This window comes from Actinophytocola sp. (genome assembly GCF_035762905.1).
Classification (GTDB): domain Bacteria; phylum Actinomycetota; class Actinomycetes; order Mycobacteriales; family Pseudonocardiaceae; genus DASYTH01.
In genome coordinates, this window is record NZ_DASUCC010000028.1 from 1 (window position 1) to 22,028 (window position 22,028).

The following is a 22,028-nucleotide window of genomic DNA, read 5'->3' on the forward strand; positions in this document are numbered from 1 at the left end:
GTCCGGGCTGCTGGTGAAGTCGACCGTGATCATGAAGGAGAACCTCGAGGAGATGAACTCCCGTGGGGTGTCCGGTCGGTGGCCGGTGCTGCTCGGCGGCGCCGCGCTGACCCGCGCCTACGTGGAGAACGACCTGTCCGACGTCTACACCGGCCAGGTGCACTACGCCCGGGACGCGTTCGAGGGCCTGCGGCTGATGGACACCCTCATGGCGGCCAAGCGCGGCGAGAACCCCGGAGTCGACGCCGAGCTCCAGGCCAAGGCCGACGAGCGTCGCGCCCGCCGGCAACGTTCACTGCGCATCGCGGAAGCCCGCAAGGAAGCCGCGGCCGGCCGGTCCGACCACGCCGACGGCGCAACGCAAGCGCACCCGCCGACGCCCGCCCGCTCCGATGTCGGCACCGACGTGCCGATCCCGAAGCCCCCGTTCTGGGGTACCCGGGTACACCGCGGCATCCACAGCAACGCCTACGCCGCCATGCTCGACGAGCGGGCCACGTTCCTGGGCCAGTGGGGCCTGCGCGGCGCCCGCGACGGATCCGGGCCGAGCTACGACGAGCTGGTGGAGACCGAGGGCCGGCCCCGGCTGCGGGCCTGGCTCGACCGGCTGACCACCGACGGCGTCCTGGCCCACGCCGCCGTGGTGTACGGCTACTTCCCTTGCGTGGCCGAGGGAGACGACCTGGTGGTGCTGGCCGAACCGGCGGTGGACGCGGCCGAGCGCACCCGGTTCACCTTCCCCCGTCAGCCCAAGGGCCGCCGGCTGTGCCTTGCCGACTTCGTCCGCCCGCGGTCCGCGGGCGAGGTGGACCTGGTCGCGTTCACCATCGCCACGATGGGCCAGCCGATCGCCGACTACGCGCAGGAGCTGTTCAACGCCAACGCCTACCGCGACTACCTGGAGGTGCACGGGCTCGGTGTGCAGCTCACCGAGGCGCTGACCGAGTACTGGCACCGGCGGATCCGGACCGAGCTGCGGTTCGCAGGCGGCGCACCGGTTTCCGCGGAGGACCCGGCCGAGGTCGAGGAGTTCTTCAAGCTCGGCTACCGGGGTGCCCGGTTCTCGCTCGGCTACGGCGCCTGTCCGAACCTGGACGACCGGGAGAAGATCGCGACGCTGCTCGACCCGGAACGGATCGGGGTGAAGCTGTCCGAGGAGTCACAGCTGCACCCGGAGCAGTCCACCGACGCGATCGTGCTGCACCACCCGGAAGCCACGTACTTCAACACGTAGGGCCTTGCGATGACAACGGTGATCGAGCGGCTCCGGTCCGGGCGGCCGGTGTTCTCCGTCGAGTTCTTCCCGCCACGGGACACCGAGGACGAGCGGGTGCTGTGGGCGTCGATCAGGGACCTGGAGCGGCTGGACCCGGCGTTCGTGTCGGTGACCTATGGCGCCGGCGGGTCGAGCCGGGACCGCACGATCCGCACCACCGGCCGGGTGGCCACCGAGACCGGTCTGGTCCCGATGGCCCACCTGACCGCGGTGCAGCACCCGGTGGCCGAGCTGCGGCATGTGATCGGCTGGTATGCCGCGGTCGGCGTGCGCAACATTCTTGCCGTGCGGGGAGATCCGCCCGGTGACCCGAACGGCGAGTGGGTCGCGCACCCGGACGGCCTGACCTATGCCGAGGAACTGGTCACCCTGGTGCGCTCGCTCGGCGACTTCTGTGTCGGGGTGGCCGCGTTCCCCTACGGCCACCCGCGCTCGCCCGATCTGGACACCGATACCGACCACCTGGTGCGCAAGTTCCGGGCCGGCGCGGAGTTCGGCATCGCCCAGCTGTTCTTCCAGGCGGAGGACTTCCTGCGGCTGCGGGACCGGGTGGCGGCCCGGGGCTGCGACGCGGTGCTGCTGCCCGGCCTGATGCCGTTCACCACCCGCCGGTCGGTGGCCAAGGCGGTCGAACTGTCCGGCGCGCGGCTGCCGGCCGCGCTGGCCGAGCGCCTGGAGCCCTACGCCGACGACCCGCCCGCGTTCCGCGCCGCCGGCATCGACGTGGTGACCGAGCTGGGCGCCCGGCTGCTCGCCGAGGGCGTTGCGGGCCTGCACTTCTACACGCTCAACCGGGCAAAGGCGACCAAGGAGGTGGTGGCCCGGCTCGGCCTCGCGGCGGAACCGGGCCGGCGCCGCGCGGCCTGAGTTACCGTTCCCCATGAGCGTGCGCCTTCGCCCGATGACCGACGAAGAGCTGTCCGCCTGGATCCCCACCGGCCTCGATCGCTTCATCGCCGAACTGGTCGCCTACACCGGCGAACCGGAAGAGGTCATCCGCCAACGGTCCGCGCCGCAGTTCGCGGAGTACTTCCCCGACGGCCGACCCGCACCCCGGCACGAGCTGTTCGTCATCGAAGCCGCAGGCGTCCGGGTCGGGACCCTCTGGGTCGGCCCGCACCCCATTCGTCCGCACACGCCCGAAGACGCCTGGCTCTACAACATCTCCATCGACGAGCACGCCCGCCGGCGGGGCCACGCCCGGGAAGCCCTCCGCCTCGCGGAAACCCAGCTGTCCGGCCGCGGGGTCACCACGCTCTGGTTCAACGTCTTCGCCAGCAACTCCGCCGCTCGGGCCCTGTACCGGGTTTCGGGCTACGACGAGATCTCCGTGACGATGGCGAAAGGTCTGGCTTCACCGGGCGCCGGGCGGTGACGACGATGACGGCATGGTCACCGTGAAGGCGGCGCCGCCTTCGGGTGCCGGGCCGGCCTGGATCGTGCCGCCCATCCGGGTCACCAGGCCGTGCACCAGAGCCAAACCGATTCCGATGCCCACCGGGCGGGAATGCGCATAGCGCGAGTGCAGGGCACCGCGGTCGAATGCCATGGCGTACTCCTCCGGGGCCAGGCCAGGGCCGCCGTCGCGGACGCCGATCACGGCGGCACCCGGAACCGCCGAAAGGGACAGCACGATCGGCCGGCCGGCGGGGGTCATCCGCAGGGCGTTCTCGGCAAGGCCGTCGATCACCTGGCGGAGCCGGCGGGGGTCGGTGTGGGCGCCCAGGGGAACCGGGGGGAGTTCGACGGTGAACCGGACGCCGGCCGCCGTGCACCGGGCCTGCCAGACGTCGGCGGCCTCGGCGAGCAGCGCGGCCAGGTCGACCTGGGTCAGGTCAAGGCGGAAGTCGTCGGCGCCGAGGCGGGCGAGGTCCAGCAGATCCGACACCAGGCGGTCGAGGCGGTTGGCTTCGGCCAGGACGATCCGGCCGACCTCGGGGACTTCGGTGCCGGTGACGACGCCGTCGGCAAGGGACTCGGCGAAACCCTTGACGGCGGTGAGCGGAGTGCGGAGTTCGTGGGAGACCGACAGCAGGAAGTCGCGCTGGCGGGATTCGCTGCGGTGCAGGGCGTCGGCGAGTTCGTTGACGGACGTGGAGACGAGGGCGACCTCGGCGGGGCCTTCGACCGGGGCGCGGAGGTCGCGGCGGCCGTGGCTCATGCTGGCCGCGACGTCGGCGGTGCGGCGCAGTGGGCGGGACAGGCGGCGGGCCAGGAAGATGCCGGCGGCGGTGGCGACCAGCAGACCGACGCCGAGGGCGAAGATGATGTTGCCGATCAGGGCGCGGCCGGCGCCCTTGGCGACGGCGACCGTGCGGACCAGGGCGAACGCCGTGTTGCCCTCGCCGGCGCGGGCCTCGACGAGCAGCGCGTCGCCGTCGATCTCGACGGTGGCGTGCACCGGGTTGTCCGGGTCGACCCGCTCGATGCCGGCCGCGCGGGCGGCGCGCACGGCCGTGGGGTTGCCGACCAGGGCGCCGCCGGAACGGCGCTGTACCACCAGGATTCCTTGGCCCTGCAGGATGTCCAGCATCCGGCGGAGCGGAACACCGGACTGGCCGGCGATCACGTCGGCCTGGTCGGAGATGGTCTGGCGGGTCAGCGCGTTGGCCGTGCTGACCACCAGCCGGGTCGAGATCAGGCCGGCGACCAAGGCCATCACGCCGGCGACCACCAGGCAGATCGCGGTCACCCGGACGGCCAGGCCGGCCCGCCGCTCGCTCAGCACGGTGCGCCGGCCGGATCTGCCGAGTACCCGACTCCCCGAACCGTCCTGATCGGACTGCCTGGACCGAGTTTTGCCCGCAGCTGGGCGATGTGCACGTCCACGGTGCGGGTTCCGGCGGCCGCCGAGTAGCCCCACACGGCGCTGAGCAGTTGGGCCCGCTCGAACACCTGCCCTGGCCGGCGCATCAGGTGGGCGAGCAGCTCGAACTCGGTCGAGGTGAGCGAAACCTCGGCGTCGTCCGTCCACACGCGACGCTGACCGAGGTCGATCCGGGTCCGGCCGACCGCGAGCTGCCCGCCTGCGCCCGGGTCGCCGCCGGACCGGCGCAGCACGGTGCGGATCCGGGCCACCAGCTCACGCGGGCTGAACGGCTTGGTCACGTAGTCGTCCGCGCCCAGCTCCAGCCCGAGCACCCGGTCCACCTCGTCGTCCCGGGCGGTGACGAACAGCACCGGGGTCCAGTCGCCGCCGGTGCGCAGGGTCCGGCACACCTCGATGCCGTCCAGCACCGGCAGGCCCACGTCGAGCACGACGGCGACCGGCCGGAGCCGGCGGACGGCGGCCAGCGCCGCGCGCCCGTCGGTCTCCACCGCCGCACCGAAACCCTCCCGCCGCAGGTACCGGCACACCAGGTCGGCGATGGCCGGGTCGTCCTCGACCACCAGCACCAGGCCCTTGGTCTCCATCCGGTGGACCCTAGTGCCCTAGCCCTCGTTCAGCTCCGACTCGATCCCGTCCAGAGTGGACTCAATGTCGTCGAGCTGCTGTTCCACCGACGCACCGGGCCCGTTGGTCAGCGGCGGCGGCCCGGCGCCTGGGTCGTCCCGGCAGGCCGCGGCGCCGAGCAGCACCAGCGGGGTGAGCAGCAGCGCGGCGGCGCGGGCCCGGCTCACTTCGCACCGCAGTGCTGCGTGCGGAACTCGGCCGCCCAGCCCTTGATCTTGTTGAGCTGGTCCACCCGTCCGGCCCGGCGCTCGGCCCGCTCCTCGAGCAGTTGCGCGCTGGTCTCCCGGCCGGCTTCACGCTCCTTCGCCGCCCTGGCCTTGAGCCATTCGGTGGACCCCTTCACGTCCGGCCCGCCGTTGATCCGCTCGATCAGCCGGCCCGCCCTGGTCTCCACCCGGGGCAGCCGTTTCTCGCACAGGAACGCGACCTGCTCCGCACTCAAGGTGATCGTCACCGAGCCGGACGGTGGGGTGCTCGACGGCTGCTCGGCAAGGGCGGTCGTGGTCCCGGCCAGGGTGAGCGCGGCCAGGGTGGCGCCGGTGACGGCGACGCGGGTGATGCGCATAAGTTCCTCCCTAACGTTCGGTGCCTTCGTGGCGAGGACCACAGTGACCGGGCAAAGTGCGGAACCCGGCTGGACGATGTTCGAGGTGTGTAAATCCGGAATGCGGTGACCGACCGTGTCTGTGACACAGCGTGACGTGACCTCGTGGATCAAGTCCGGCCGTTAGTGGCCAGCGTTGGTCCGACTGCACTAGGTTCGTCCGGTACGCAGTGCGCAGTCACAGGCCGGTAACCGTCGGGGGAAAGCGGGGGCAGTGGGCTCCGTCGCCAGGTTGAATCCGATGCCATGGAGGGTGCCGTGACCACCGTGGCGCCGCGGCCGACGCCGCCCGCGCCGGGTACACGCAGAGTGCTCGGCCCGGTGAGTGCCGTGCGCCAGGTCACCCGATCGGCTGGGACCACTCCGGGCCGGCTGTCCGTGATCGCGGTGGGCCTGGTGCTGCTCGCCGTGCTGACCGGCCTGGTCGGCGCGATCACCCTGCAGAACAAGCAGACCACCATCGACAACCTGATCGAGCACCGGGAGCCGCTTGCCGCCGCCGCGCAGCAGCTGTACCGCTCGCTGTCCGACGCCGACGCCACCGCGGCCAGCGCGTTCCTGTCCGGCGGGGTCGAGCCGGACGCGCTCCGCCAGCGCTACGAGATCGACATCGCGCAGGCCGGCGCGGCGCTGTCGAAGGCGTCCTCGGACGTGGGCGGGGATCCCGAGGCCGAGGCCCAGGTGCGGGTGCTCAACCAGCAGCTGCCGGTCTACACCGCGCTGGTCGAGACCGCCCGCACGAACAACCGGCAGGGCTTCCCGGCCGGTGCGGCCTACCTGCGCGAGGCGTCCGGCCTGATGCGCATGACGATCCTGCCGGCCGCGCAGGACCTGTACCTGATCGACTTCCAGCGGCTGGGCAGCGAGCAGGCCGACGCCCGCTCGTTCCCGTGGGTGCTGACCGCGCTGGTCGTGGTGCTGCTCGCCGCGCTGATCGGCACCCAGATGTACCTGACCCGCAAGACCAACCGTCTGATCAACATCGGACTGCTGGTCGCCACGGTCGCCGTGGTGCTCGGTCTGGCCTGGAGCACCGTGGCGCTGCTGGTCGAGTCCGCCGGGGTGGCCGACGGCCAGCGCAACGGCTCGGAGCAGGTGGAGACCCTGGTGCGGGCCCGGATCGTCACGCTGAAGCTGCGCGCGGACGAGACGCTCACCCTGGTGGCCAGGGGCGACGGCCCCGAGCACGAAGAGGACTTCAAGAAGCTGCGCGAGCAGGTCAGCGGCCCGAACAGCCTGCTGCGGCAGGCCAAGAACCTGAGCACGAGCGGGCCGATGGCCGCGGAGATCCAGGCGGCGATCGACAACACCGACGCCTATCTCAAGGCGCACGACCGGATCCGCGAGCAGGACGACGCCGGCCAGTACGAGGCGGCGGTGAAGATCGCCACCGGCGCCGAGCCGGACAGCGCCGCGACCGCCTTCGCCGAGCTGGACGGCAACCTGCTCGAGGCGCTTCGGCTTGGCCGGCAGGAGTTCGTGGACCAGACCGATGGCGCCCGGCGGGCACTCGCCGGCCTGGCGCCCGGAATCGTGGTGCTGACGCTGATCGCGGCGGCCGGGATCACCGTGGGCATCGCGGCGCGACTGCGGGAGTACCGATGAACCGGCGGCACGGATGGGTGGTCGCGGTGGCCGCCGCGACGGTGTTGCTGGCCGGCTGCGGTGCCAGCGCCAGCGCGGTCGACCCGGCGCCGGTGAGCGCGGCCGAGCGGCCCCGCCCGGTGGGCGTCGAGGAGAACCCGGCCCCGCCGTCCACGTCGGCCGCGCCGGTTCCGGACTGCAACGCGCGGCAGAGCCTGCGCCCCGGCCCGCTGCCGCCGGCCGGCGCCATGCCGGGCGGCAGCACGATGGCGCGCATCGCGGCCAACGGCAAGCTGGTCGCCGGGGTGGACCAGAACACCTTCCTGTTCGGCTTCCGCGACCCGAGCACGAACCAGCTGGCCGGGTTCGACATCGACCGGGTTCGCGAGGTCGCCCTGGCGATCTTCGGCGGCCCGCCGGAGGCCATCGACCAGAAGATCCAGTACAAGGTGATCTCCTCGGCCGAGCGGATCCCGGCGCTGAAGAACGGCGAGGTGGACATCGTCGTGCGCACGTTCACCGCCAACTGCGCGCGCTGGGCGGACATCAACTTCTCGGCGATCTACTACGAGGCCGGGCAGCGGCTGCTGATCAACAAGGCCAGGGCCGCCGAGATCAGCTCACTGGAACAGTTGGCCGGCAAGAAGGTCTGCGCCGCCCGGGGCTCCACCTCGATCGCCCGGATCTCGGACAAGAAGGCCGTGCCGGTGACCACGGACACCTGGTCGGACTGCCTGGTGATGTTGCAGCAGAACCAGGTCGAGGGGGTGTCGACCGACGACACGATCCTGGCCGGCATGGTCCGGCAGGACCCGAACACGGTGATCGTCGGCGCCCCGCTGTCCAGTGAGCCCTACGGGATCGGCATCCCGAAGCAGAACGAGGACATGGTCCGGTTCGTCAACGGCGTGCTGGAGAAGTCCATCCGGGACGGCGCCTGGACGTTCAGCCGCAACCGGTGGACGCTCGGTGCGGCGACACCTCCGGTCCCGGAGTACAGGTGAGCCGGATGACCAGGTGCCCGCGACCGGGGTGTGAGGGCGAGGTCGTCGACGGGAACTGCCGGGCGTGCGGCATCGCGGTTGCCCGGCAGCCCGATCCGATGGTCCGGGCCGACCGGCTGCGCCGGCAGGCCGCGGTGGCCGCCGAACAGCTCGGCCAGCGGCCGGCCAACGGCGAGCAGGGCACCGGCTGGTTCCGCCCGCCGGACGTGCTGACCGGTTCGGACGAGGCCAGCTTCGCCGGCCCACCGGACGGCCGGGCCGTTGCGCAGCACCGGCCACAGCAACCACCGCTGCCGCAGCCGCCGCGACCGCAGGCCCCGCCGCCGTGGCCGGCACCGAACGGTCCACAGTGGACACCGCAGGGCGGGCAGGTTCCGGTGCCCGCCGTGGCCCCGGTGCCGGCCGGCGAACGCCCGGCGATCGACGAGGACGAGCCGCAGCCGACCAGCGTGCTCGGCGAGACCCCGCCCACGCTGTCCATCGAGCCGCCCAAGCCGAAGCCGGTCGACGAGCAGGCGTCCACCCAGCCCGGCTCCGGGCCGCAGACCGGGCCGGGCACCGGTCCCGGCACGTTCCCCGGCACCGCGCGGCGCACCCAGTCCCGCACCGGCCGGGGCCGGCTGGGCGCCGGGCTGGTCGACGTGCCGGTGGTGCCGGTCAAGGACCCGGCATCGGCCGTGCTCGACGACCCGGTGGTCGCCGAGAACAAGCGGTTCTGCAACAACTGCGGCGGTGAGGTCGGCCGAACCAGGGACGGGGTGGAAGGCGTCGCGGAGGGCGAGTGCCCGAAGTGCGGCACGCCGTTCAACTTCCGCCCCCGGCTGCACCGCGGCGACCTGGTCGGCGGGCAGTACGAGGTGCTCGGCAGCATCGCCTACGGCGGGCTCGGCTGGATCTACCTGGCCAAGGACCACAACGTCAGCGACCGCTGGGTGGTGCTCAAGGGCATGATCGACACCGGGGACGCCACGTCGATGGCGTCCGCGGTGGCCGAGCGGCGGTTTCTGGCCGAGGTCGAGCACCCGAACGTGGTGCGGATCTACAACTTCGTGCAGCACCCGGACCCGAAGACCGGAACCTCGGTCGGCTACATCGTGATGGAGTACGTCGGCGGCCAGTCGCTGCGCCAGCTCGCCCTCGAGCACCACCGGGCGTCCGGGCAGGCCGAGCCGCTGCCGATCGGCCAGGTGATCGCCTACGGGCTGGAGATCCTGCCGGCCATCGGCTACCTGCACAGCGTCGGGATGCTGTACTGCGATCTCAAGCCGGACAACGTGATCCAGTCCGGCGAGCAGCTCAAGCTGATCGACCTCGGCGCGGTGCGCCGGGGCGACGACTACGACAGCCCGCTGTTCTTCACCCTCGGCTACAGCGCCCCGGAGCTGGCCACCGAGGGCGCGTCGGTGGCCTCGGACATCTACACCGTCGGCCGCACGCTCGCGGTGCTGTCCATCGAGTTCTCCGGCTACACCACCCGGCACAAGCACACCCTGCCCGGGCCGGACGGCGAGCCGCTGTTCGCCCTGTTCGGCTCCTACTACCGGGTGCTCAAGCGGGCCACGCACACCGATCCGGCGCTGCGGTTCGGCTCCGCCGAGGAGATGGCCGACCAGCTCACCGGGGTGCTGCGCGAGGTGATGGCGCTGGGCACCGGCCGGCCCCGCCCGGGCATCTCCACCGTGTTCGCGCTGGAGACCAGGACCTTCGGCGCCGGCCTCGTGGTGGGCGAGAACGGCCAGTCGCTGCCGATCCCGAACCCGCTCGAGGTGGCCGGCGTGCTGCCGCTGCCGCTGGTGGACACCGACGACCCGGCGGCCGGCCTGCTGGCCAGCCTCACCGCGGTCGAGCCGGCCGAGCAGATCGAGCGGCTGGCGGCGGCCCCGCAGGACTCGATCGAGGTGCGGCTGCGCCTGGTCAAGACCTACCTGGAGCTGGGCGACCTGCGGGCCGCGGCGAACGCACTCGAGGCGGCGCGGGCGCGGCTGACCGACCCGGCGGACTGGCGGCCGTACTGGTACCGCGGGCTGATCGCGCTGGCCGCGCGCAGCCCCAAGGACGCGCAGGCGGCGTTCGAGCGGGTCTACGACGCGGTGCCCGGCGAGATCGCGCCCAAGCTGGCGCTGGCGGTGAGCGCCGAGTACGCCGGGGAGTACTTCCCGGCGGCCCGGTTCTACGAGCTGGTCTGGCGCACCGACCGCAGCTACGTCAGCGCGGCGTTCGGCCTGGCCCGGGTGTACCTGGCGCAGGCCGCCCGGGGCGGGGCGATCGAGGTGCTGGAGTCGGTGCCGGACACCTCGAGCCACTACGTGGCCGCCCAGGTGGCCGCCATCAAGATCAAAACCAGGGACACCGGGGCGAGCCGGGTCGGCGAGCGCGATCTGCACGACGCCGCCGGCCGGCTGGAGCGCCTGGCGCTGGACGTCGAGCGGCGTACCCAGCTCTCCGCCGAGGTGCTCGAGGCCGCCTACGGGTGGGTGCTGGCCGGCCGGCCCGGGGCGGTGGGGCCGGGCCCGGACGGCCGGCAGGTGCTCGGCTGCGCGCTGTCCGAGCGGGAGCTGCGGTTCGGGCTGGAGCGCTGCTACCGCGCACTGGCCCGGCTGGCCACCACGCCGGAGCAGCGGCATGCGTTGGTGGACAAGGCGAACACCATCCGGCCGCGCACGCTCACCTGAGCACGTCCAGCTCCACCATGGTGATCTCGGGTGGTGCGCCGACCCGCACCGGCGGTCCCCAGAACCCCGCGCCACGGGTCACGTACAGCCAGGTGTCGTCCACTTTGGACAGACCGGCGACGGCCGGCTGGGCCAGCCGGACCACGTGGTGGAACGGGTAAAGCTGCCCGCCGTGGGTGTGCCCGGACAGCTGCAGGTCCACGTCCCGCTCGGCCGCGCCGGCCACCTGGACCGGCTGGTGGGCGAGCAGCACCACCGGGTGCCCGGTGTCCCGCCCGGACAGTGCCGCGTCGAAGTCCGGACCGTCGCCGAACGACCGTCCGTTGACGTCGTTCACGCCGGCAAGGTCGAACTCCGCGCCGCCACGGGAGATCGTGGTGCGCTCGTTGCGCAGCGGGTGCAGGCCGAGCCGCTCCAGCTCGGTCAGCCATGGCTGGTATCCGGAGTAGTACTCATGGTTTCCGGTGACCAAGAACGCGCCGTCCCTGGCGGACAGGTCGCGCAGCGGCGCGGCGGCGGCGCCCAGCTCGGCGACCGTCCCGTCCACCACATCACCGACCACGGCGATCAGGTCGGGGTCCGCCTCGTTGATCATCCGCACGATTCGCTCGGTGTGCCCGCGGCCGCGCAGCGCGCCGAGGTGGATGTCGGACACCACGGCGATCCGGTAGCCGGCCAGGCCGGGGTTCAGCCGGCGCAGCGGCACCCGTACCCGGGTCAGCTCGGGCGGCCCGAGCGCGGCGACCATTCCGGTGCCGACCAGGCCGGCCGAGGCCGCCCCGGCCACCACCGCGGAGACCCTGGCCAGGAACAGCCGCCGGCTGCTGGCGGCCGGCGCCGGGTCGGCCGGTTCCGCGGCTTCGGTCGCGGTGTCGGTGGACGCCGTGGCCCGCAGCGGCTCGCGCCGCACCCAGCCGCGCAGCGCCAGCCGGGGCAACTCCAGCACGGCCAGCACCACCACCAGGTAGGCCATCAGCCCGAACCAGACGAAGCCCGGCCAGGCGAACCACCTGGCCGCCGCCGGGCCGGCGTAGCGCGACCCGAGCACGGTGCCGATCACCAGCAGGCATAAGCCGGCGACCACGGCGGTCCCGATCCGCCGGGCCCGGCCCGGCCGGGTGGTGTCCCGGACCACGCGCTTCCAGATGTAGAGGTGGAACAGCAGGACCAGGGTGAGGACCAGCAGGCCGAAGAACATCCGCGCTCCTACGGGTTGATGTCGTAGCGACGGGCGCGGATCAGGCTGGGGTCGGCGGCCACCGCGGCCAGGTCGGCCGGCCGGCCGTGCGAGATGAAGTGCTGGAACTCGACGATGACGAACAGCGCCCGTGCCCGGACCGCGATCGGCCCGTCCGGGGCGTCCAGCCGCCCGTTGGCGCTGGTGTAGACCTTGCGGCCGTGGATGCCGGACAGCCGGCTGGTGATGTGCAGCGTCGAGCCGACCGGGACCGGCCGCACGAAGTCGGTCTCCAGCCGCCCGGTCACCGCCGGCCGGCGCAGCAGGTGGCCGACCGCGGCGCCGATCGCCTCGTCGAACGCGCAGGCCAGCAGGCCGCCGTGGGCCAGGCCGGGCGCGCCCTGGTGGGCCTCGGTCACCACGAACCGGGCCAGCACGGTCTGCCCCTCGCCGGCCGTCGACTTCAGGTGCAGCCCGTGCTCCTGCTCGTCCCCGCAGCCGAAGCAGCGCGCGTAGTGCGTGCCGAGCTCGGTTCCGGGCTCGGGCGCGTCCGGATGTCGCTCGGGCGGCTCGGCCTCCACCGGCGGCCACTGCTGAGGTGCTGCGTTCACACGTTCCACCCTAGATCGGTGCTGACCGCCGCGTTGCCGGCCCGTGCAGCGGGGGCTGTTCACCTGAGCAGCGGCGATGGGCAGCGGCGCGGCGGCGGCGCACCCTTGAGGTCATGACCGGAGCGCAGGAGCAGAACGGCGAGGCGACGGCGTCGATCGTGGACCTGGTGACGCCGGTGCTCGACCGGTGTTCGGCGGTTGCCGAACGGCTCGCCCGATTGGTGCTACGGCTGTTGCCCAGTTGAGCGTCATGTGTGACTGCCTGTGCACCCTCGGGTGGTCTGTGCCACCCCGAACGGGGCATGATTCACGCGTCATCATTCGGAGGTGTGCACCCGTGACACGGGATCGAATAGACAACGCGAGCGAGGCCCGGCACCTGCTCGACCAACATCCGCGCAGGCGGCCGCAGCACGTGCGGCCGGATGACAGCGTCGGCGACCGCCCGGTGCACGCGCTCGGCGCGACCGGCATGAACGGCGTCGAGGTCGACCTGGACATGCTGCGCGCAACGGAGGCCAAGCTGGCCACGCTGCACGATGACCTGGTCGCCCAGATGACCGACGCGACCCGGCTGGCCGGCCCGCTGCGCGACGGGAGCAGCCCGATCACCGGCCCGATGCGCACGGCGTTCTTCGAGCGCGCCGACGCCGAGGCCGGGGTGCAGGCCACGCTGCGGCACTATCTGCTGGAGCTGCTCAAGGTCCGGCAGGCGATCATGGACACCCTGCGCAGCTACGCGGCGGTGGACTCGGAGGCGGTCGCCCTGCTCGGCGAGCAGACCGCCCGACTGGAGCAGGGGGTGGGCAATGGAACGCGGGCCTGAGGGCGACCGCGACCGCGGCCGGGACCTGACCCACACTGAGGTCAACCGGCCGACCGAGAAGCAGCTTGAGCGCCAGGAGCGGCGCCGGGAGATCAAGCGGCGCAACCGCCGCCGGGCCCTGCAGCGCAACGTGAACTGGGACGTCTACCAGCACTACCAGCTCTACGACATGATCATGACCGCGGAGCCGAGGGCGATGGCGGCCCGGGCCGACGACTGGCGGGACCTGGCGCAGCGGATCGAGGGCACCACCGGTCAGGTGGAGCGGATCGTCAAGGAGCTGCTCGGAACCTGGCGCGGGTCCGCCGCGGTGGCCTCCGCGGCCGCGAACACCCGGCTCACCCAGTGGGCCGGCGACGCCAGCCACACCGCGACCCGGATCGCCGCCGGGCTGGCCAACTACACCGAGGCCGTGGTCTACGCCCAGCGGAACATGCCCGAGCCGGGGTTCAGCACCGCCGAGCACCGGTTCGAGGACGGCTACACGGTCGTCGGCACCGGCGGGCCGAGCGAGGCGGTCCTGCTGCGGCAGTTGCTCAGCGACCAGATCGTCCCGTTCGAGGAGGCCCGGGAGCGCAAGGCCGAGGCGGTCGCGGTGATGCGCGCCTACGAGAACCAGAGCGCGAACGTGCACGACGACCTGCCGGACTTCGACGCACCGGCGCCCGTGCTGCCCGACCAGCAGCCCGGCGCGAGCCCGGGCGGCTCGCCCGGGGTGTCGCCGCCCGGGCCTGCGGGTGGCGGCGCCGCCGGCGGTGCGGGAGCCGGCGGCGCCGGGGCCGGCCCGGCAGCCGGGGCGCAGACCGGCGGCGCCGACGACAGCACCACGGCGGCCGGTTTCGCCGACCCGGCGCACCTGCCGGCCACCGGCAATCCCAACTCCGGCGGCCCCAACCCGGGCACCGGCTACGGGGTCGGCCTGCCGGGCTCCGGGTCCGGCGGAGACTCGATCCGGGGCGGCGGCGGTGGCTTCGCCGGCGGCGGTGGCGCCGCGGGCGGCGCCGGCCCGCTGGCCGCCCGGGCCGGGGGACCGGCCGGTGGCGTTCCGGGGATGGCCGCCATCGGCGGGGGCCGCGGCGCGGGCGGGCCGGCGGGCACGGCCGGCGGGATGTATCCGCCGTTGGCCGGGGCCGGTGCCGGGCGCGAGGAGGACGGCGAGCACACGAACAAGTACGACAAGGGGCTGGACCTGTTCGACGACCTGCCGCCGGCCTACCCGCCGGTGTTCGGGGCCTGACCCGGTGGCCGGCTACCGGGCCGACCTCGACGCGATCCACGCCGCCGGCCGGGTGCTGACCGGCACCGTCGATGCGGTGGCGGCGGCGCTGGACGGCCTGGACGGCGGCCTGTGCGCGGTGCTCGGCCCCGGCCGGCTCGGCCCGGCCGCCGCCGCGCTCACCGAGCACACCCGGCAGGACCTGGACCGGGTGCTGGCCGCGATCACCGACAACGCCGGGCTGGTGCGCTCGGCCGCCGCCGCGTACGCCGAGCAGGACCGGGCCGCGGCCGACGCGCTGAACCGCCGCGCCGGCGGGCCGGACTGATGGACGCCGGCTACCGCGGCATCGGCTTCGATCCGGCACCCGGCGACCTGGGTGCGGTGAGTGCCGCCGTGGCCCAGTTCCGGGATGCGGCCGAGGCGCTGTCCGGGATCGGGCCGGCCCTGCGCCGGGCCGAGGAGGCGGCCGCGGACTGGCACGGCGACGCGGCCGAGGCGTTCCGGACCCGGCTGCGGGACACCCCGGCCGGGTTCGACGACCGGATCCGGGCGCTGCGCCGGGCCGCGGACGTGCTCGACCGCTGGGCCGACGTGCTGATGGCCAATCGGCGCCGGGCCGAGCAGCTCGACGTCGACGCGGTGCGGCTGCGCCGGCGGATCGAGCTGGCCGGTGACCAACTGGCCGACCGGCGCAACGCCGCGGACCTGGCCGCGACGCCGGCCGCCGCCGCGGCCGCGCAGGCCGACCTGGCCGCGATGTCCACCCTGGTCGCCGAGCTGGAGGCGGCGCTGGCCGAGGTGCTGGACCGGGCGCACCGGCTGGAGCGCGAGCACCGGCGGGCGGCCGACGCGTTCGCCGACGAGCTGGCCGGCGGTGCGGACGAACCGGCCCGGCCGGCTCGCGAATCGTTCGCCGGCACGGTGGCCGGCGTGTTGGGCCGGGCATCGCGCACCTCCGAGACACTCGCCGGGCTGCTGCTGCCGGGCGGCCGGCCGGCCGGCCGCGTGCCGTCCGGGGCCGCCGCGGCGCTGGCCGCCGCCGTCACCGCGGGCGAGCAGCGGTGAAGCTCGCCGCGGTCAAGGGCATCACGCCGGTTTCCACCCAGTCGGTCGAGCACACCGAGCGCGAGCTGGCCCGGCTGATCATCGACGCGCGTGGCGGCGAGGCGGCGCACGACCCGGGGGTGGCGCTGGCCGCCCGGGACGCCGCCGAGCTGGCCCACGAGAACGGCGCCGGGCTGGTCGCCGTGGTTGAGCATCCGGACGCCGACCCGGCCGTGCTGGTCGGCATGGTGGTCGCCGCCGACGCCCCGCTCGGCCCGGACGCCGCCGACGAGCTGCGGCACTACCTCGAGGACGGCGGCACGGACATCCGTGAGGTGACCGAGGCGCGCACCGAGCGCGGCTACCCGGTGGTGATCGCCGAGCGGATCCTGGTCACCGACCCGCTGCGCACCGGCCCGCCGACCGGCTGCCAGCTCCAGGCCGTGGTCATCGACCCTGGCGGCCGGAGCGTGGCGGTGTTCACCCTGCACTCCCTCACCGGCCGCGGCTGGCTCGACCTCGCCGCCCTCCTCGGCAACCTACTGTCCACAGTAGACTTCCGAAACTAGAGCCAGTCGTTTGATCACCGCGTGTCTTGGACCCGCCAACGCAACCTCAGGGGCACCGTGACGACACCCAGCCACAATCACCCCGCAGACCGCACCTTCCGCTGGAACGCAACAACAGCAGTTAAACTCCGGAGTGGCGGAACAGCCGGTATTCCCTTGGGGTTTGGCCGGTGAGCTTGCGGAACGTGCGGGAGAAGTGCGCAGCGTTGGCGAACCCGCAGACGCGGGAGATCTCCCCGACGCCCTTGGCCGCGTGCGCCGGATCGGACAGCAGTTCCTTGGCCCGCTCGATGCGCAGCGCGCGGATCCGGCCGGACACCCCATCGCCGTCGTCGAACAGCTGGTACAGCCGCCGGCGGGAGATGAACAGCGCGTCGGCGATCCGCTCGGCGGACAGCGCCGGTTCGGACAGGTGGGCCTTGATGTAGTCGACCGCGGCCCGCCGCCGGGTGGCGATCGCGTCGGCCCGGTCCAACTCGGCCCGCAGCGCACTGCGCAGCACCAGTTCGGCCAGGCCGGTCAGGTACGGCTTGACGCCGTGCGGGTCGAGCCCGCCGGCGACCACAAGCAGGTGCACGGCGGACGCGGCGAACAGGCTCTGCACCGGGCGGTCCAGGCGCACCGGCTGGAACATCAGCGGGCGCAGCTCGGTGAAGCTGATCGAGAGCCGGTGGGTGGCCACGGTCAGCAGCACGGTGCCCTGCCGCTCGCCCGGCACCGCGCGCAGCGAGCATTCCGGGTAGCTCACCCCGGCCCCGCCGGGCGGCAGGTGTCCGGGCAGCCCGGCGCGCATCACCAGCTGGATCTGCGCCGGCTCCCGGTCCCGGCGCCCGCCGCCGATGGCCGACCGGGCCGCGCTCGCCCCGGACGCCCGGACCACCAGGTACCCGACCGCGATCGGCTCGTCGTCGGCCACCCCGTTGGGGGCCTCCTCCGGCGGCGCGCCGAGCACCCGGGACAGCGCCGTGGGGATCCGGCGGCTGACGGTTCTGGGGCGCACCCGCTCACCCTAGGAGGTCGCGGACTTCGCCAACCACGCTTCCCAACTGATTGCCCAGTCGTGGTAGTCGCCGTCCTTGGCGGAGAGCTGCTGGGTGCTGCCGGTGATCTCGACCGGGTCGCCGATCATCGCGCTGTCGTAGTAGGCCTTGGCTGCGGCCGGCGCGAGGTTCGCGCAGCCGTGCGAGACGTTGCGCCTGCCCTGGTCCCGGACCGACCACGGCGCCGCGTGCGTGAACTCGCCGTTGTTGGACAGCCGGACCGCCCACTTGACCTCGAAGTTCTCGTAGTCGTACCGCGGGTTGGTCATGAAGTAGGTGGGGCTCTTGCCCATCACCACGTGCACGCCGCTCTTGGTGACCCGGCCGGGGTCGGAGTCCAGGCCGTAGCTCGCCGGGTAGTCGGCCACCACGGCCCCGTCCCGGTAGATGACGTACCGGTGGGTCTGGGTGTTGGCCTTGACCACCTGCGCGCGGCCGATGGCGAACTGGGAGGTGACGTCGGCCCGGCCGTAGGAGCCGTTGCCAAGCGGCACGCCGTACAGCTTGGCGTTGACCGTGACCTGGGTGCCCGGCTGCCAGTACGTCTTGGGCCGCCAGTGCACCGTCCGCTTGTCCAGCCAGGCCCAGGCGCCCTCGGTGGGCACCGAGGTGGTGACCGTGAGGGCCTGCTGCGCGGACACCTTGTCGGTCACGTCCGCGTCGAAGGTGATCGCGATCGGCATCGCGACGCCGTAGGTCTGCCCGTCCCCGGTGTTGATCTTCGCGCGCGGTGTGCGCTTCGGCTTGACCGTGGTGAACGAGCCGGTGATGGCGGCGGGGTTGCCGTCCTCGCCGTCCGCGGTGCCGGACCAGGTGTAGGTCTTGTCATAGCCGAGCGGCTCGGTGACGGTCCACGACTTCTTGTCCGCGGTGAGCTGGCCGGTGACCTGCTTGCCGTCCGGGTTGGTCAGGGCGATCGCGGCGATCGTGCCGTTGGCGACGGTGACCGTGACCGGCTGGGTGGGACTCACGTCGGCCGCGCCCGCGGCCGGGTTGACGGCGATCGCCGCGGCCGGTTTGGCTTCGCCCGGGGCCTTCTGTGCGTTGCCGCCGACCGCCGGTGGCCCGTCCGCGGATCCCCCGCCGTCGCCGGAGCAGGCCGCCGCCCCCAGGACCCCCGCCAACATCACAGCGAGCAACCAGCGCCGGGCCGGTCGCGCCCGTCCGGTCAAGATGCTCATGCTCGCTTTCTCCATGCTCACGCCAGTAACGACGCTCCGGCAGCCCGGCGCGTTGGTCAATCCAGCTGTGACTCAGATCACAGAGATCGCCACCGACCGTGTCAGCCGCACACCCTGCGAAGATCGCTCCAGCGTCCAAATCGGGCGCTACGAGTAGTAGTGCGTTCCTACCAGTAGGCGATAGGCTCTGGCCCGCAGGCCGTAGTTTCTGTGTTCGTGCTTTATCCACGCTCGCGGAACGACAACGCGGGCGTGCTGCTTTCTCGTCGCGGTTGGCGAAGGCAACGCCCGGGGGCTGCCGGGGTCGCATGGTGCGGTCCCACGCTGATCCTGCGATGGAGGCAGGTATATGGCACAGGGCACTGTCAAGTGGTTCAACTCCGAAAAGGGTTACGGGTTCATCGCCCAGGAGGGTGACGGCCCCGACGTCTTCGTGCACTACTCGGAGATCCAGGGCAAGGGCTTCCGTACCCTGGAAGAGAACCAGCGTGTCGAGTTCGAGATTGGGCAGGGCACCAAGGGCCCGCAGGCACAGAACGTACGCGCGCTATAGCTCCAGTGCGAGACAGGGGCCCCGGCCGAACCCTACGGCCGGGGCCCCTGCCCCATTTCAAGCCCTCAGCGGTAGTGCTGGTGCAGCTGCTGCGCCTCCCACTCCAGGCGCTGCAACACCCACTCCTGCGCCAACGCCATCGGAGGCAACCCCCGATGCGCGGCCAACTCCTTCAGCTGCTCACTCGCAATACCCGGCAACCTCACCTGGAGCACGTCGCCCTGGGCGAACCGCCGTCCACTGCCGGTCGTCTCGGCGTCCCCCTCCGGCGACAACGCCGCGAGGTACGACTCCAACTCCCGGTCCGGCACCTGCTCCTGCACATCCTCAAACTCATCACGGTGGCGCCCCGCAGGGTCCGCCCCCCCAGCACTCTCTCCTCGTCTGCCAAACAGCACCCGCACACGATAACGAATCCGCATCCCCCAAGCGACCCGCCCCACCCACCCCCACCCCCAAGGGTTACTGACAACTCCCCTGAGCTGGCCGCCCCGCCAACGCCAGCGCGAGCGAGTCCAAGTGCGGGCCAGCCGGTTAAGGCTGCCCTATCAACGAATCCGGTGCTGGTGGCCGCCTGAGGTGCGGCCCCGCCAAAGGGCCCGCGCGCCCGGGGTGGAGTTCAGGCCGGTCTACATGCCCGCCGAACCAACGAATCCGCTGCGGCCCAACGCACCCAACCCCGCGAAGGCCCGGCACGAGACGGGTTCGGATCAACGGATCCGGTGCTGGCAACGGCCCGAAGTACCGGGCCGGGTCCAAGCCGGTCTACATGCCCGCCAGACAAAACGAATCCGCTGCCAACCCCCACCCAGACCAAGGATCCGGTGCTGGTCACCCCCAACAAGAAACCCGGTGCTGGTCACCCCAACAAGAAACCCGGTGCTGGTCACCCCCAAGGCGCCCACCCCGCCAAGGCGCCGAGCCAGCACCGTGGGGGGTTTGGGGGGCTCGGCCCCCCAAGATAATTCGGAGCTTCACCGGTCCGCGCTCTCCGCGGACACGCGGGGGCGGAAGCGGAGAGGCCCCCGCGCCAGGGGGAGGAACGCGGGGGCCGGAGGGGATCTCCACAGGCGCTGACCGGGGGTGTGTCAGCAAGTTGATTGTTGCACGAGCTTGGGCTCGGGGGGAGTGGGTAGCCAGGAAAAAATCTCGAGAACTCTTCACCTGACAGGAGCACTTGATCTCAACTCCCCACACGCCCGGGAGCGATCCGTTCAGACGACCAGCTGGTAGCCCGCATGCGCCACCGCGGTCTCCACCAAATGGTCGCTGAGCTCGTCGGTGCTGGCGACGGTCACCGCCCCGGTGGCCAGATTGACCGCAACGTCGGTGACGCCGTCCATCTCGGACAGTTGCCCGCTGATCGTTGCGGCACAGTGCTGACAGGTCATCCCGATGACCGTGTAAGTGTTGTAGATGGTGTGCATCGGCACGAGCGTTCCTTTCTTCCCTGCCTCCCACCGGAAGTTGTCGGAGCCGTCCCCGGACCGCTTGAGCCCGCCGTCGTCGCCCACTTGTGTACTTCCTTGCCTTCGCGGCACACCGGCCGTTGACGGAGCGGGATCGTTGATCACCAGGCGCAGATGGATCATGGGCAAACACCCGGACTGCGGGCATACCGGGTGCGTCGCGGCGGTGACACTGCGTCATAGGGACGGGTCTCCGTCCGTCCTGGTCACGACCTCTGCGTCCGATCGGGTGAATGCCGCCATACCCGCCCGGACCTGCCGACATGGACTCAGCGAAGATCCCTTGACTGGTGACTCAACGTGCGGTCATTGTTCACTCGAGAGGGGGCTGCGGGAGACCGTGCAGGTCTCATACCCTCACCGCCAAACCTGAGCCGGGGAGGCACCATGAGCGGGCCTGTAGAAGTACGTCACTTCCTGTTGCAGCAGGAAAGCATCGACCCCGGCTCCTCCTTCGCGGGCGTGCCGGCCCCGCGCAGCACCGGCGAGACCGCCAGGGTCTCCGAAGAGCAGGTGCGCCGGGCCCAGCTCGCCGTCGCGCGCGGTGCCCTGTCCGTCACCGACTGTCGTGAGCTGCTGGAGATGCTCGGGCTTGTGCCCGGGGAGGACGGGGTTCCGCCCGTCCGGCGCTGAGGAGGCGGCGCGGGGTTAGGGAAACCCACTTTGGAGGAGCACCGGGGCGTGGCATATGCTTTCGGTGCTCCAAGCGGGCAACCCGGGCTCCCATCGTCTAGCGGCCTAGGACTCCGCCCTTTCAAGGCGGCAGCGCGGGTTCGAATCCCGTTGGGAGCACGCACGACGAGCAAGGCCCAGTGGCGCAGTTGGTTAGCGCGTCGCCCTGTCACGGCGAAGGTCGCGGGTTCGAGTCCCGTCTGGGTCGCGAGCGATCTCCGGGGACGTGTGTCCGCGGAGATCGCGGACCATGTCGATCGCGTGTCTTCTGGGGGCCAAGCCCCCAGACCCCCGGCCGGCGGGGCTCCGCCCCCCGGACCCCTCTTGGGGCTGGGCTGGCAGGATGGCTTGCGGTGCGGTCGGTGGTCGTGATTGATCGGTTGTGGCTTGGCCAGGTAGCTCAGTTGGTACGAGCGACCGCCTGAAAAGCGGTAGGTCGGCGGTTCGACCCCGCCCCTGGCCACCATATTTCTCCGCTCGCTTCGGTGGGTGGGTGTGAGGCCTCGCGCAGGGCGCGGGGCCTCTTGCTTTGGGGGCGGGGTGGGCCGGGGCGAGGTGTGTGGGGTTACACCGTGTGATCATGCGGGGGTCTACTTGCGACTGTCCGGTCCGGTGGGGACTTTGTGGCGGGTTGGGATTGGGGGAGAAAATTGGCTGTCCATTGTGGGCGGTGGTGGAGTGTGACGTTTGTCTTGGGGGCGCGATTTGGGAAACGGGGGTGGTCAAGTTTGCGAATTGCGGTTGGGGGTTGCTTGTTGCAGGGAGGTGCAAACGGGTGAACGGCAGGCAAGTGGTAGTTGACCTTGAAATTGCGGGTCGGCGGGCGTTTTCGCTGGCGGGGGGCGTTTGGGTGGCTCCGGTGGGTAGCTGAGGGCTACGGAGTGCACGTCACCTAAGTGGTGAAGGGCACGTCTCACTGTGCGTGTAACGGTCCCGGGGAGCCGAGCGAATCAGCTATCGCAGCGATGGGTCGCCAGTGCAGCTAGATCCGTTGCTTGGCAATGTCAATTGTAGGTCTGGGCAACGGGGACGCCCAGATATTGCGCAGCCACCATCAGGGAACTGAGGGCGAT

The 22,028-nt window shown here is 72.1% G+C and carries 24 protein-coding genes and 3 tRNA genes; 17 read left to right on the top strand and 10 right to left on the bottom strand.

The window, feature by feature from the left end; genetic code table 11:
* From VFV67_RS03550 to VFV67_RS03560, 3 genes are all read left to right on the top strand, one after another.
* Positions 1-1,234 (top strand): vitamin B12 dependent-methionine synthase activation domain-containing protein (locus VFV67_RS03550; protein WP_326467145.1); only part of this gene is annotated, 1,234 nt, incomplete at its 5' end.
* A gap of 9 nt (positions 1,235-1,243) precedes the next feature.
* Positions 1,244-2,143, top strand: coding sequence for a methylenetetrahydrofolate reductase (locus VFV67_RS03555; protein WP_326467147.1), 900 nt, complete (start codon positions 1,244-1,246; stop codon positions 2,141-2,143).
* Positions 2,144-2,156: 13 nt separating this feature from the next.
* Positions 2,157-2,651: a GNAT family N-acetyltransferase gene (locus VFV67_RS03560; RefSeq protein ID WP_326467149.1), complete on the top strand. Its 495-nt coding sequence runs from the start codon at positions 2,157-2,159 to the stop codon at positions 2,649-2,651.
* Here the strand turns inward: VFV67_RS03560 and VFV67_RS03565 are convergent.
* The 4 genes from VFV67_RS03565 to VFV67_RS03580 all read right to left on the bottom strand — a co-directional run bounded on the left by VFV67_RS03565 (position 2,631) and on the right by VFV67_RS03580 (position 5,295).
* A complete protein-coding gene (locus VFV67_RS03565; protein ID WP_326467345.1) occupies positions 2,631-3,935 on the bottom strand; it encodes a HAMP domain-containing sensor histidine kinase in 1,305 nt (434 codons plus the stop codon). The genes VFV67_RS03560 and VFV67_RS03565 overlap by 21 nt on opposite strands.
* Positions 3,936-3,997: 62 nt before the next feature.
* Entirely contained in the window at positions 3,998-4,690 is a 693-nt protein-coding gene (locus VFV67_RS03570; RefSeq protein ID WP_326467151.1) for a response regulator transcription factor, read from the bottom strand.
* 18 nt (positions 4,691-4,708) lie between these two features.
* Positions 4,709-4,897: a hypothetical protein gene (locus VFV67_RS03575; protein WP_326467152.1), complete on the bottom strand. Its 189-nt coding sequence runs from the start codon at positions 4,895-4,897 to the stop codon at positions 4,709-4,711.
* A complete protein-coding gene (locus VFV67_RS03580; RefSeq protein WP_326467154.1) occupies positions 4,894-5,295 on the bottom strand; it encodes a hypothetical protein in 402 nt (133 codons plus the stop codon). The genes VFV67_RS03575 and VFV67_RS03580 overlap by 4 nt, the downstream gene beginning before the upstream one ends.
* Before the next feature lie 285 nt (positions 5,296-5,580).
* On the opposite strand from VFV67_RS03580, the gene VFV67_RS03585 reads away from it, so the two are divergent.
* Genes VFV67_RS03585 through VFV67_RS03595 form a run of 3 tightly spaced genes read left to right on the top strand, consistent with a single transcriptional unit; the run spans position 5,581 to position 10,594 of the window.
* Positions 5,581-6,939 carry a hypothetical protein gene (locus VFV67_RS03585; RefSeq protein WP_414636164.1) on the top strand — a complete coding sequence of 453 codons (1,359 nt, stop codon included), beginning with the start codon at positions 5,581-5,583 and terminating at the stop codon, positions 6,937-6,939.
* Complete coding sequence (locus VFV67_RS03590; RefSeq protein WP_326467158.1) at positions 6,936-7,922, top strand: glutamate ABC transporter substrate-binding protein; 987 nt, start codon at positions 6,936-6,938, stop codon at positions 7,920-7,922. Before VFV67_RS03585 ends, VFV67_RS03590 begins: the two co-directional genes overlap by 4 nt.
* 5 nt (positions 7,923-7,927) lie before the next feature.
* Entirely contained in the window at positions 7,928-10,594 is a 2,667-nt protein-coding gene (locus VFV67_RS03595) for a serine/threonine-protein kinase (protein ID WP_326467160.1), read from the top strand.
* Here VFV67_RS03595 and VFV67_RS03600 read toward each other — a convergent pair.
* Both VFV67_RS03600 and VFV67_RS03605 read right to left on the bottom strand, forming a co-directional pair.
* Positions 10,587-11,792: a metallophosphoesterase gene (locus VFV67_RS03600; protein WP_326467162.1), complete on the bottom strand. Its 1,206-nt coding sequence runs from the start codon at positions 11,790-11,792 to the stop codon at positions 10,587-10,589. The genes VFV67_RS03595 and VFV67_RS03600 overlap by 8 nt on opposite strands.
* 8 nt (positions 11,793-11,800) lie before the next feature.
* Complete coding sequence (locus tag VFV67_RS03605) at positions 11,801-12,382, bottom strand: PaaI family thioesterase (protein WP_326467164.1); 582 nt, start codon at positions 12,380-12,382, stop codon at positions 11,801-11,803.
* Between the two features lie 113 nt (positions 12,383-12,495).
* Here VFV67_RS03605 and VFV67_RS03610 point away from each other — a divergent pair, with 113 nt between their 5' ends.
* The 6 genes from VFV67_RS03610 to VFV67_RS03635 all read left to right on the top strand — a co-directional run bounded on the left by VFV67_RS03610 (position 12,496) and on the right by VFV67_RS03635 (position 16,040).
* The gene (locus VFV67_RS03610; RefSeq protein WP_326467165.1) at positions 12,496-12,627 is read left to right on the top strand and encodes a hypothetical protein; all 132 of its coding nucleotides are present in this window, start codon (positions 12,496-12,498) and stop codon (positions 12,625-12,627) included.
* Between the two features lie 92 nt (positions 12,628-12,719).
* Positions 12,720-13,208 (top strand): hypothetical protein, encoded by a 489-nt coding sequence (locus tag VFV67_RS03615; protein WP_326467166.1) that lies wholly within the window; start codon positions 12,720-12,722, stop codon positions 13,206-13,208.
* Positions 13,192-14,445, top strand: coding sequence for a PPE domain-containing protein (locus VFV67_RS03620; protein ID WP_326467168.1), 1,254 nt, complete (start codon positions 13,192-13,194; stop codon positions 14,443-14,445). Before VFV67_RS03615 ends, VFV67_RS03620 begins: the two co-directional genes overlap by 17 nt.
* Positions 14,446-14,449: 4 nt before the next feature.
* Positions 14,450-14,752 carry a hypothetical protein gene (locus tag VFV67_RS03625; RefSeq protein WP_326467170.1) on the top strand — a complete coding sequence of 101 codons (303 nt, stop codon included), beginning with the start codon at positions 14,450-14,452 and terminating at the stop codon, positions 14,750-14,752.
* Positions 14,752-15,492 carry a hypothetical protein gene (locus VFV67_RS03630; protein ID WP_326467172.1) on the top strand — a complete coding sequence of 247 codons (741 nt, stop codon included), beginning with the start codon at positions 14,752-14,754 and terminating at the stop codon, positions 15,490-15,492. Before VFV67_RS03625 ends, VFV67_RS03630 begins: the two co-directional genes overlap by 1 nt.
* On the top strand, positions 15,489-16,040 hold the full coding sequence (locus VFV67_RS03635; protein ID WP_326467173.1) for a hypothetical protein: 552 nt from the start codon (positions 15,489-15,491) through the stop codon (positions 16,038-16,040). Before VFV67_RS03630 ends, VFV67_RS03635 begins: the two co-directional genes overlap by 4 nt.
* Positions 16,041-16,161: 121 nt before the next feature.
* Here VFV67_RS03635 and VFV67_RS03640 read toward each other — a convergent pair whose 3' ends face one another.
* Together VFV67_RS03640 and VFV67_RS03645 are read right to left on the bottom strand one after the other, a co-directional pair.
* The gene (locus VFV67_RS03640) at positions 16,162-17,040 is read right to left on the bottom strand and encodes an AraC family transcriptional regulator (RefSeq protein WP_326467174.1); all 879 of its coding nucleotides are present in this window, start codon (positions 17,038-17,040) and stop codon (positions 16,162-16,164) included.
* Positions 17,041-17,049: 9 nt separating this feature from the next.
* Positions 17,050-18,261 (bottom strand): L,D-transpeptidase, encoded by a 1,212-nt coding sequence (locus VFV67_RS03645; protein ID WP_326467176.1) that lies wholly within the window; start codon positions 18,259-18,261, stop codon positions 17,050-17,052.
* Positions 18,262-18,610: 349 nt separating this feature from the next.
* Between VFV67_RS03645 and VFV67_RS03650 the strand changes: the two genes are divergently transcribed.
* The gene (locus VFV67_RS03650) at positions 18,611-18,814 is read left to right on the top strand and encodes a cold-shock protein (RefSeq protein ID WP_325156051.1); all 204 of its coding nucleotides are present in this window, start codon (positions 18,611-18,613) and stop codon (positions 18,812-18,814) included.
* Between the two features lie 65 nt (positions 18,815-18,879).
* Here VFV67_RS03650 and VFV67_RS03655 read toward each other — a convergent pair whose 3' ends face one another.
* A complete protein-coding gene (locus tag VFV67_RS03655) occupies positions 18,880-19,137 on the bottom strand; it encodes a hypothetical protein (protein ID WP_326467178.1) in 258 nt (85 codons plus the stop codon).
* 891 nt (positions 19,138-20,028) lie between these two features.
* Positions 20,029-20,406, bottom strand: a complete 378-nt coding sequence (locus tag VFV67_RS36725; RefSeq protein WP_414636165.1) for a heavy-metal-associated domain-containing protein — start codon at positions 20,404-20,406, stop codon at positions 20,029-20,031.
* A 264-nt stretch (positions 20,407-20,670) separates the two neighbouring features.
* Between VFV67_RS36725 and VFV67_RS03665 the strand changes: the two genes are divergently transcribed.
* The 4 genes from VFV67_RS03665 to VFV67_RS03680 all read left to right on the top strand — a co-directional run bounded on the left by VFV67_RS03665 (position 20,671) and on the right by VFV67_RS03680 (position 21,421).
* Positions 20,671-20,916: a hypothetical protein gene (locus VFV67_RS03665; RefSeq protein WP_326467180.1), complete on the top strand. Its 246-nt coding sequence runs from the start codon at positions 20,671-20,673 to the stop codon at positions 20,914-20,916.
* 86 nt (positions 20,917-21,002) lie between these two features.
* Positions 21,003-21,075 (top strand) — tRNA-Glu (locus VFV67_RS03670).
* Positions 21,076-21,089: 14 nt separating this feature from the next.
* Positions 21,090-21,163 (top strand) — tRNA-Asp (locus VFV67_RS03675).
* A 181-nt stretch (positions 21,164-21,344) separates the two neighbouring features.
* Positions 21,345-21,421 (top strand) — tRNA-Phe (locus tag VFV67_RS03680).
* Positions 21,422-22,028 lie beyond the last annotated feature (607 nt).

Excerpts from the sequence above, each read along its gene's own strand:
- VFV67_RS03555 (WP_326467147.1), top strand. The coding sequence starts at position 1,244 with ATGACAACGGTGATCGAGCGGCTCCGGTCCGGGCGGCCGGTGTTCTCC.
- VFV67_RS03560 (WP_326467149.1), top strand. The coding sequence starts at position 2,157 with ATGAGCGTGCGCCTTCGCCCGATGACCGACGAAGAGCTGTCCGCCTGG.
- VFV67_RS03565 (WP_326467345.1), bottom strand. The coding sequence starts at position 3,935 with ATGGCCTTGGTCGCCGGCCTGATCTCGACCCGGCTGGTGGTCAGCACG.
- VFV67_RS03570 (WP_326467151.1), bottom strand. The coding sequence starts at position 4,690 with ATGGAGACCAAGGGCCTGGTGCTGGTGGTCGAGGACGACCCGGCCATC.
- VFV67_RS03580 (WP_326467154.1), bottom strand. The coding sequence starts at position 5,295 with ATGCGCATCACCCGCGTCGCCGTCACCGGCGCCACCCTGGCCGCGCTC.
- VFV67_RS03585 (WP_414636164.1), top strand. The coding sequence starts at position 5,581 with ATGGAGGGTGCCGTGACCACCGTGGCGCCGCGGCCGACGCCGCCCGCG.
- VFV67_RS03590 (WP_326467158.1), top strand. The coding sequence starts at position 6,936 with ATGAACCGGCGGCACGGATGGGTGGTCGCGGTGGCCGCCGCGACGGTG.
- VFV67_RS03595 (WP_326467160.1), top strand. The coding sequence starts at position 7,928 with ATGACCAGGTGCCCGCGACCGGGGTGTGAGGGCGAGGTCGTCGACGGG.
- VFV67_RS03600 (WP_326467162.1), bottom strand. The coding sequence starts at position 11,792 with ATGTTCTTCGGCCTGCTGGTCCTCACCCTGGTCCTGCTGTTCCACCTC.
- VFV67_RS03610 (WP_326467165.1), top strand. The coding sequence starts at position 12,496 with ATGACCGGAGCGCAGGAGCAGAACGGCGAGGCGACGGCGTCGATCGTG.
- VFV67_RS03620 (WP_326467168.1), top strand. The coding sequence starts at position 13,192 with ATGGAACGCGGGCCTGAGGGCGACCGCGACCGCGGCCGGGACCTGACC.
- VFV67_RS03630 (WP_326467172.1), top strand. The coding sequence starts at position 14,752 with ATGGACGCCGGCTACCGCGGCATCGGCTTCGATCCGGCACCCGGCGAC.
- VFV67_RS03645 (WP_326467176.1), bottom strand. The coding sequence starts at position 18,261 with ATGAGCATCTTGACCGGACGGGCGCGACCGGCCCGGCGCTGGTTGCTC.
- VFV67_RS03650 (WP_325156051.1), top strand. The coding sequence starts at position 18,611 with ATGGCACAGGGCACTGTCAAGTGGTTCAACTCCGAAAAGGGTTACGGG.
- VFV67_RS36725 (WP_414636165.1), bottom strand. The coding sequence starts at position 20,406 with ATGATCCATCTGCGCCTGGTGATCAACGATCCCGCTCCGTCAACGGCC.
- VFV67_RS03665 (WP_326467180.1), top strand. The coding sequence starts at position 20,671 with ATGAGCGGGCCTGTAGAAGTACGTCACTTCCTGTTGCAGCAGGAAAGC.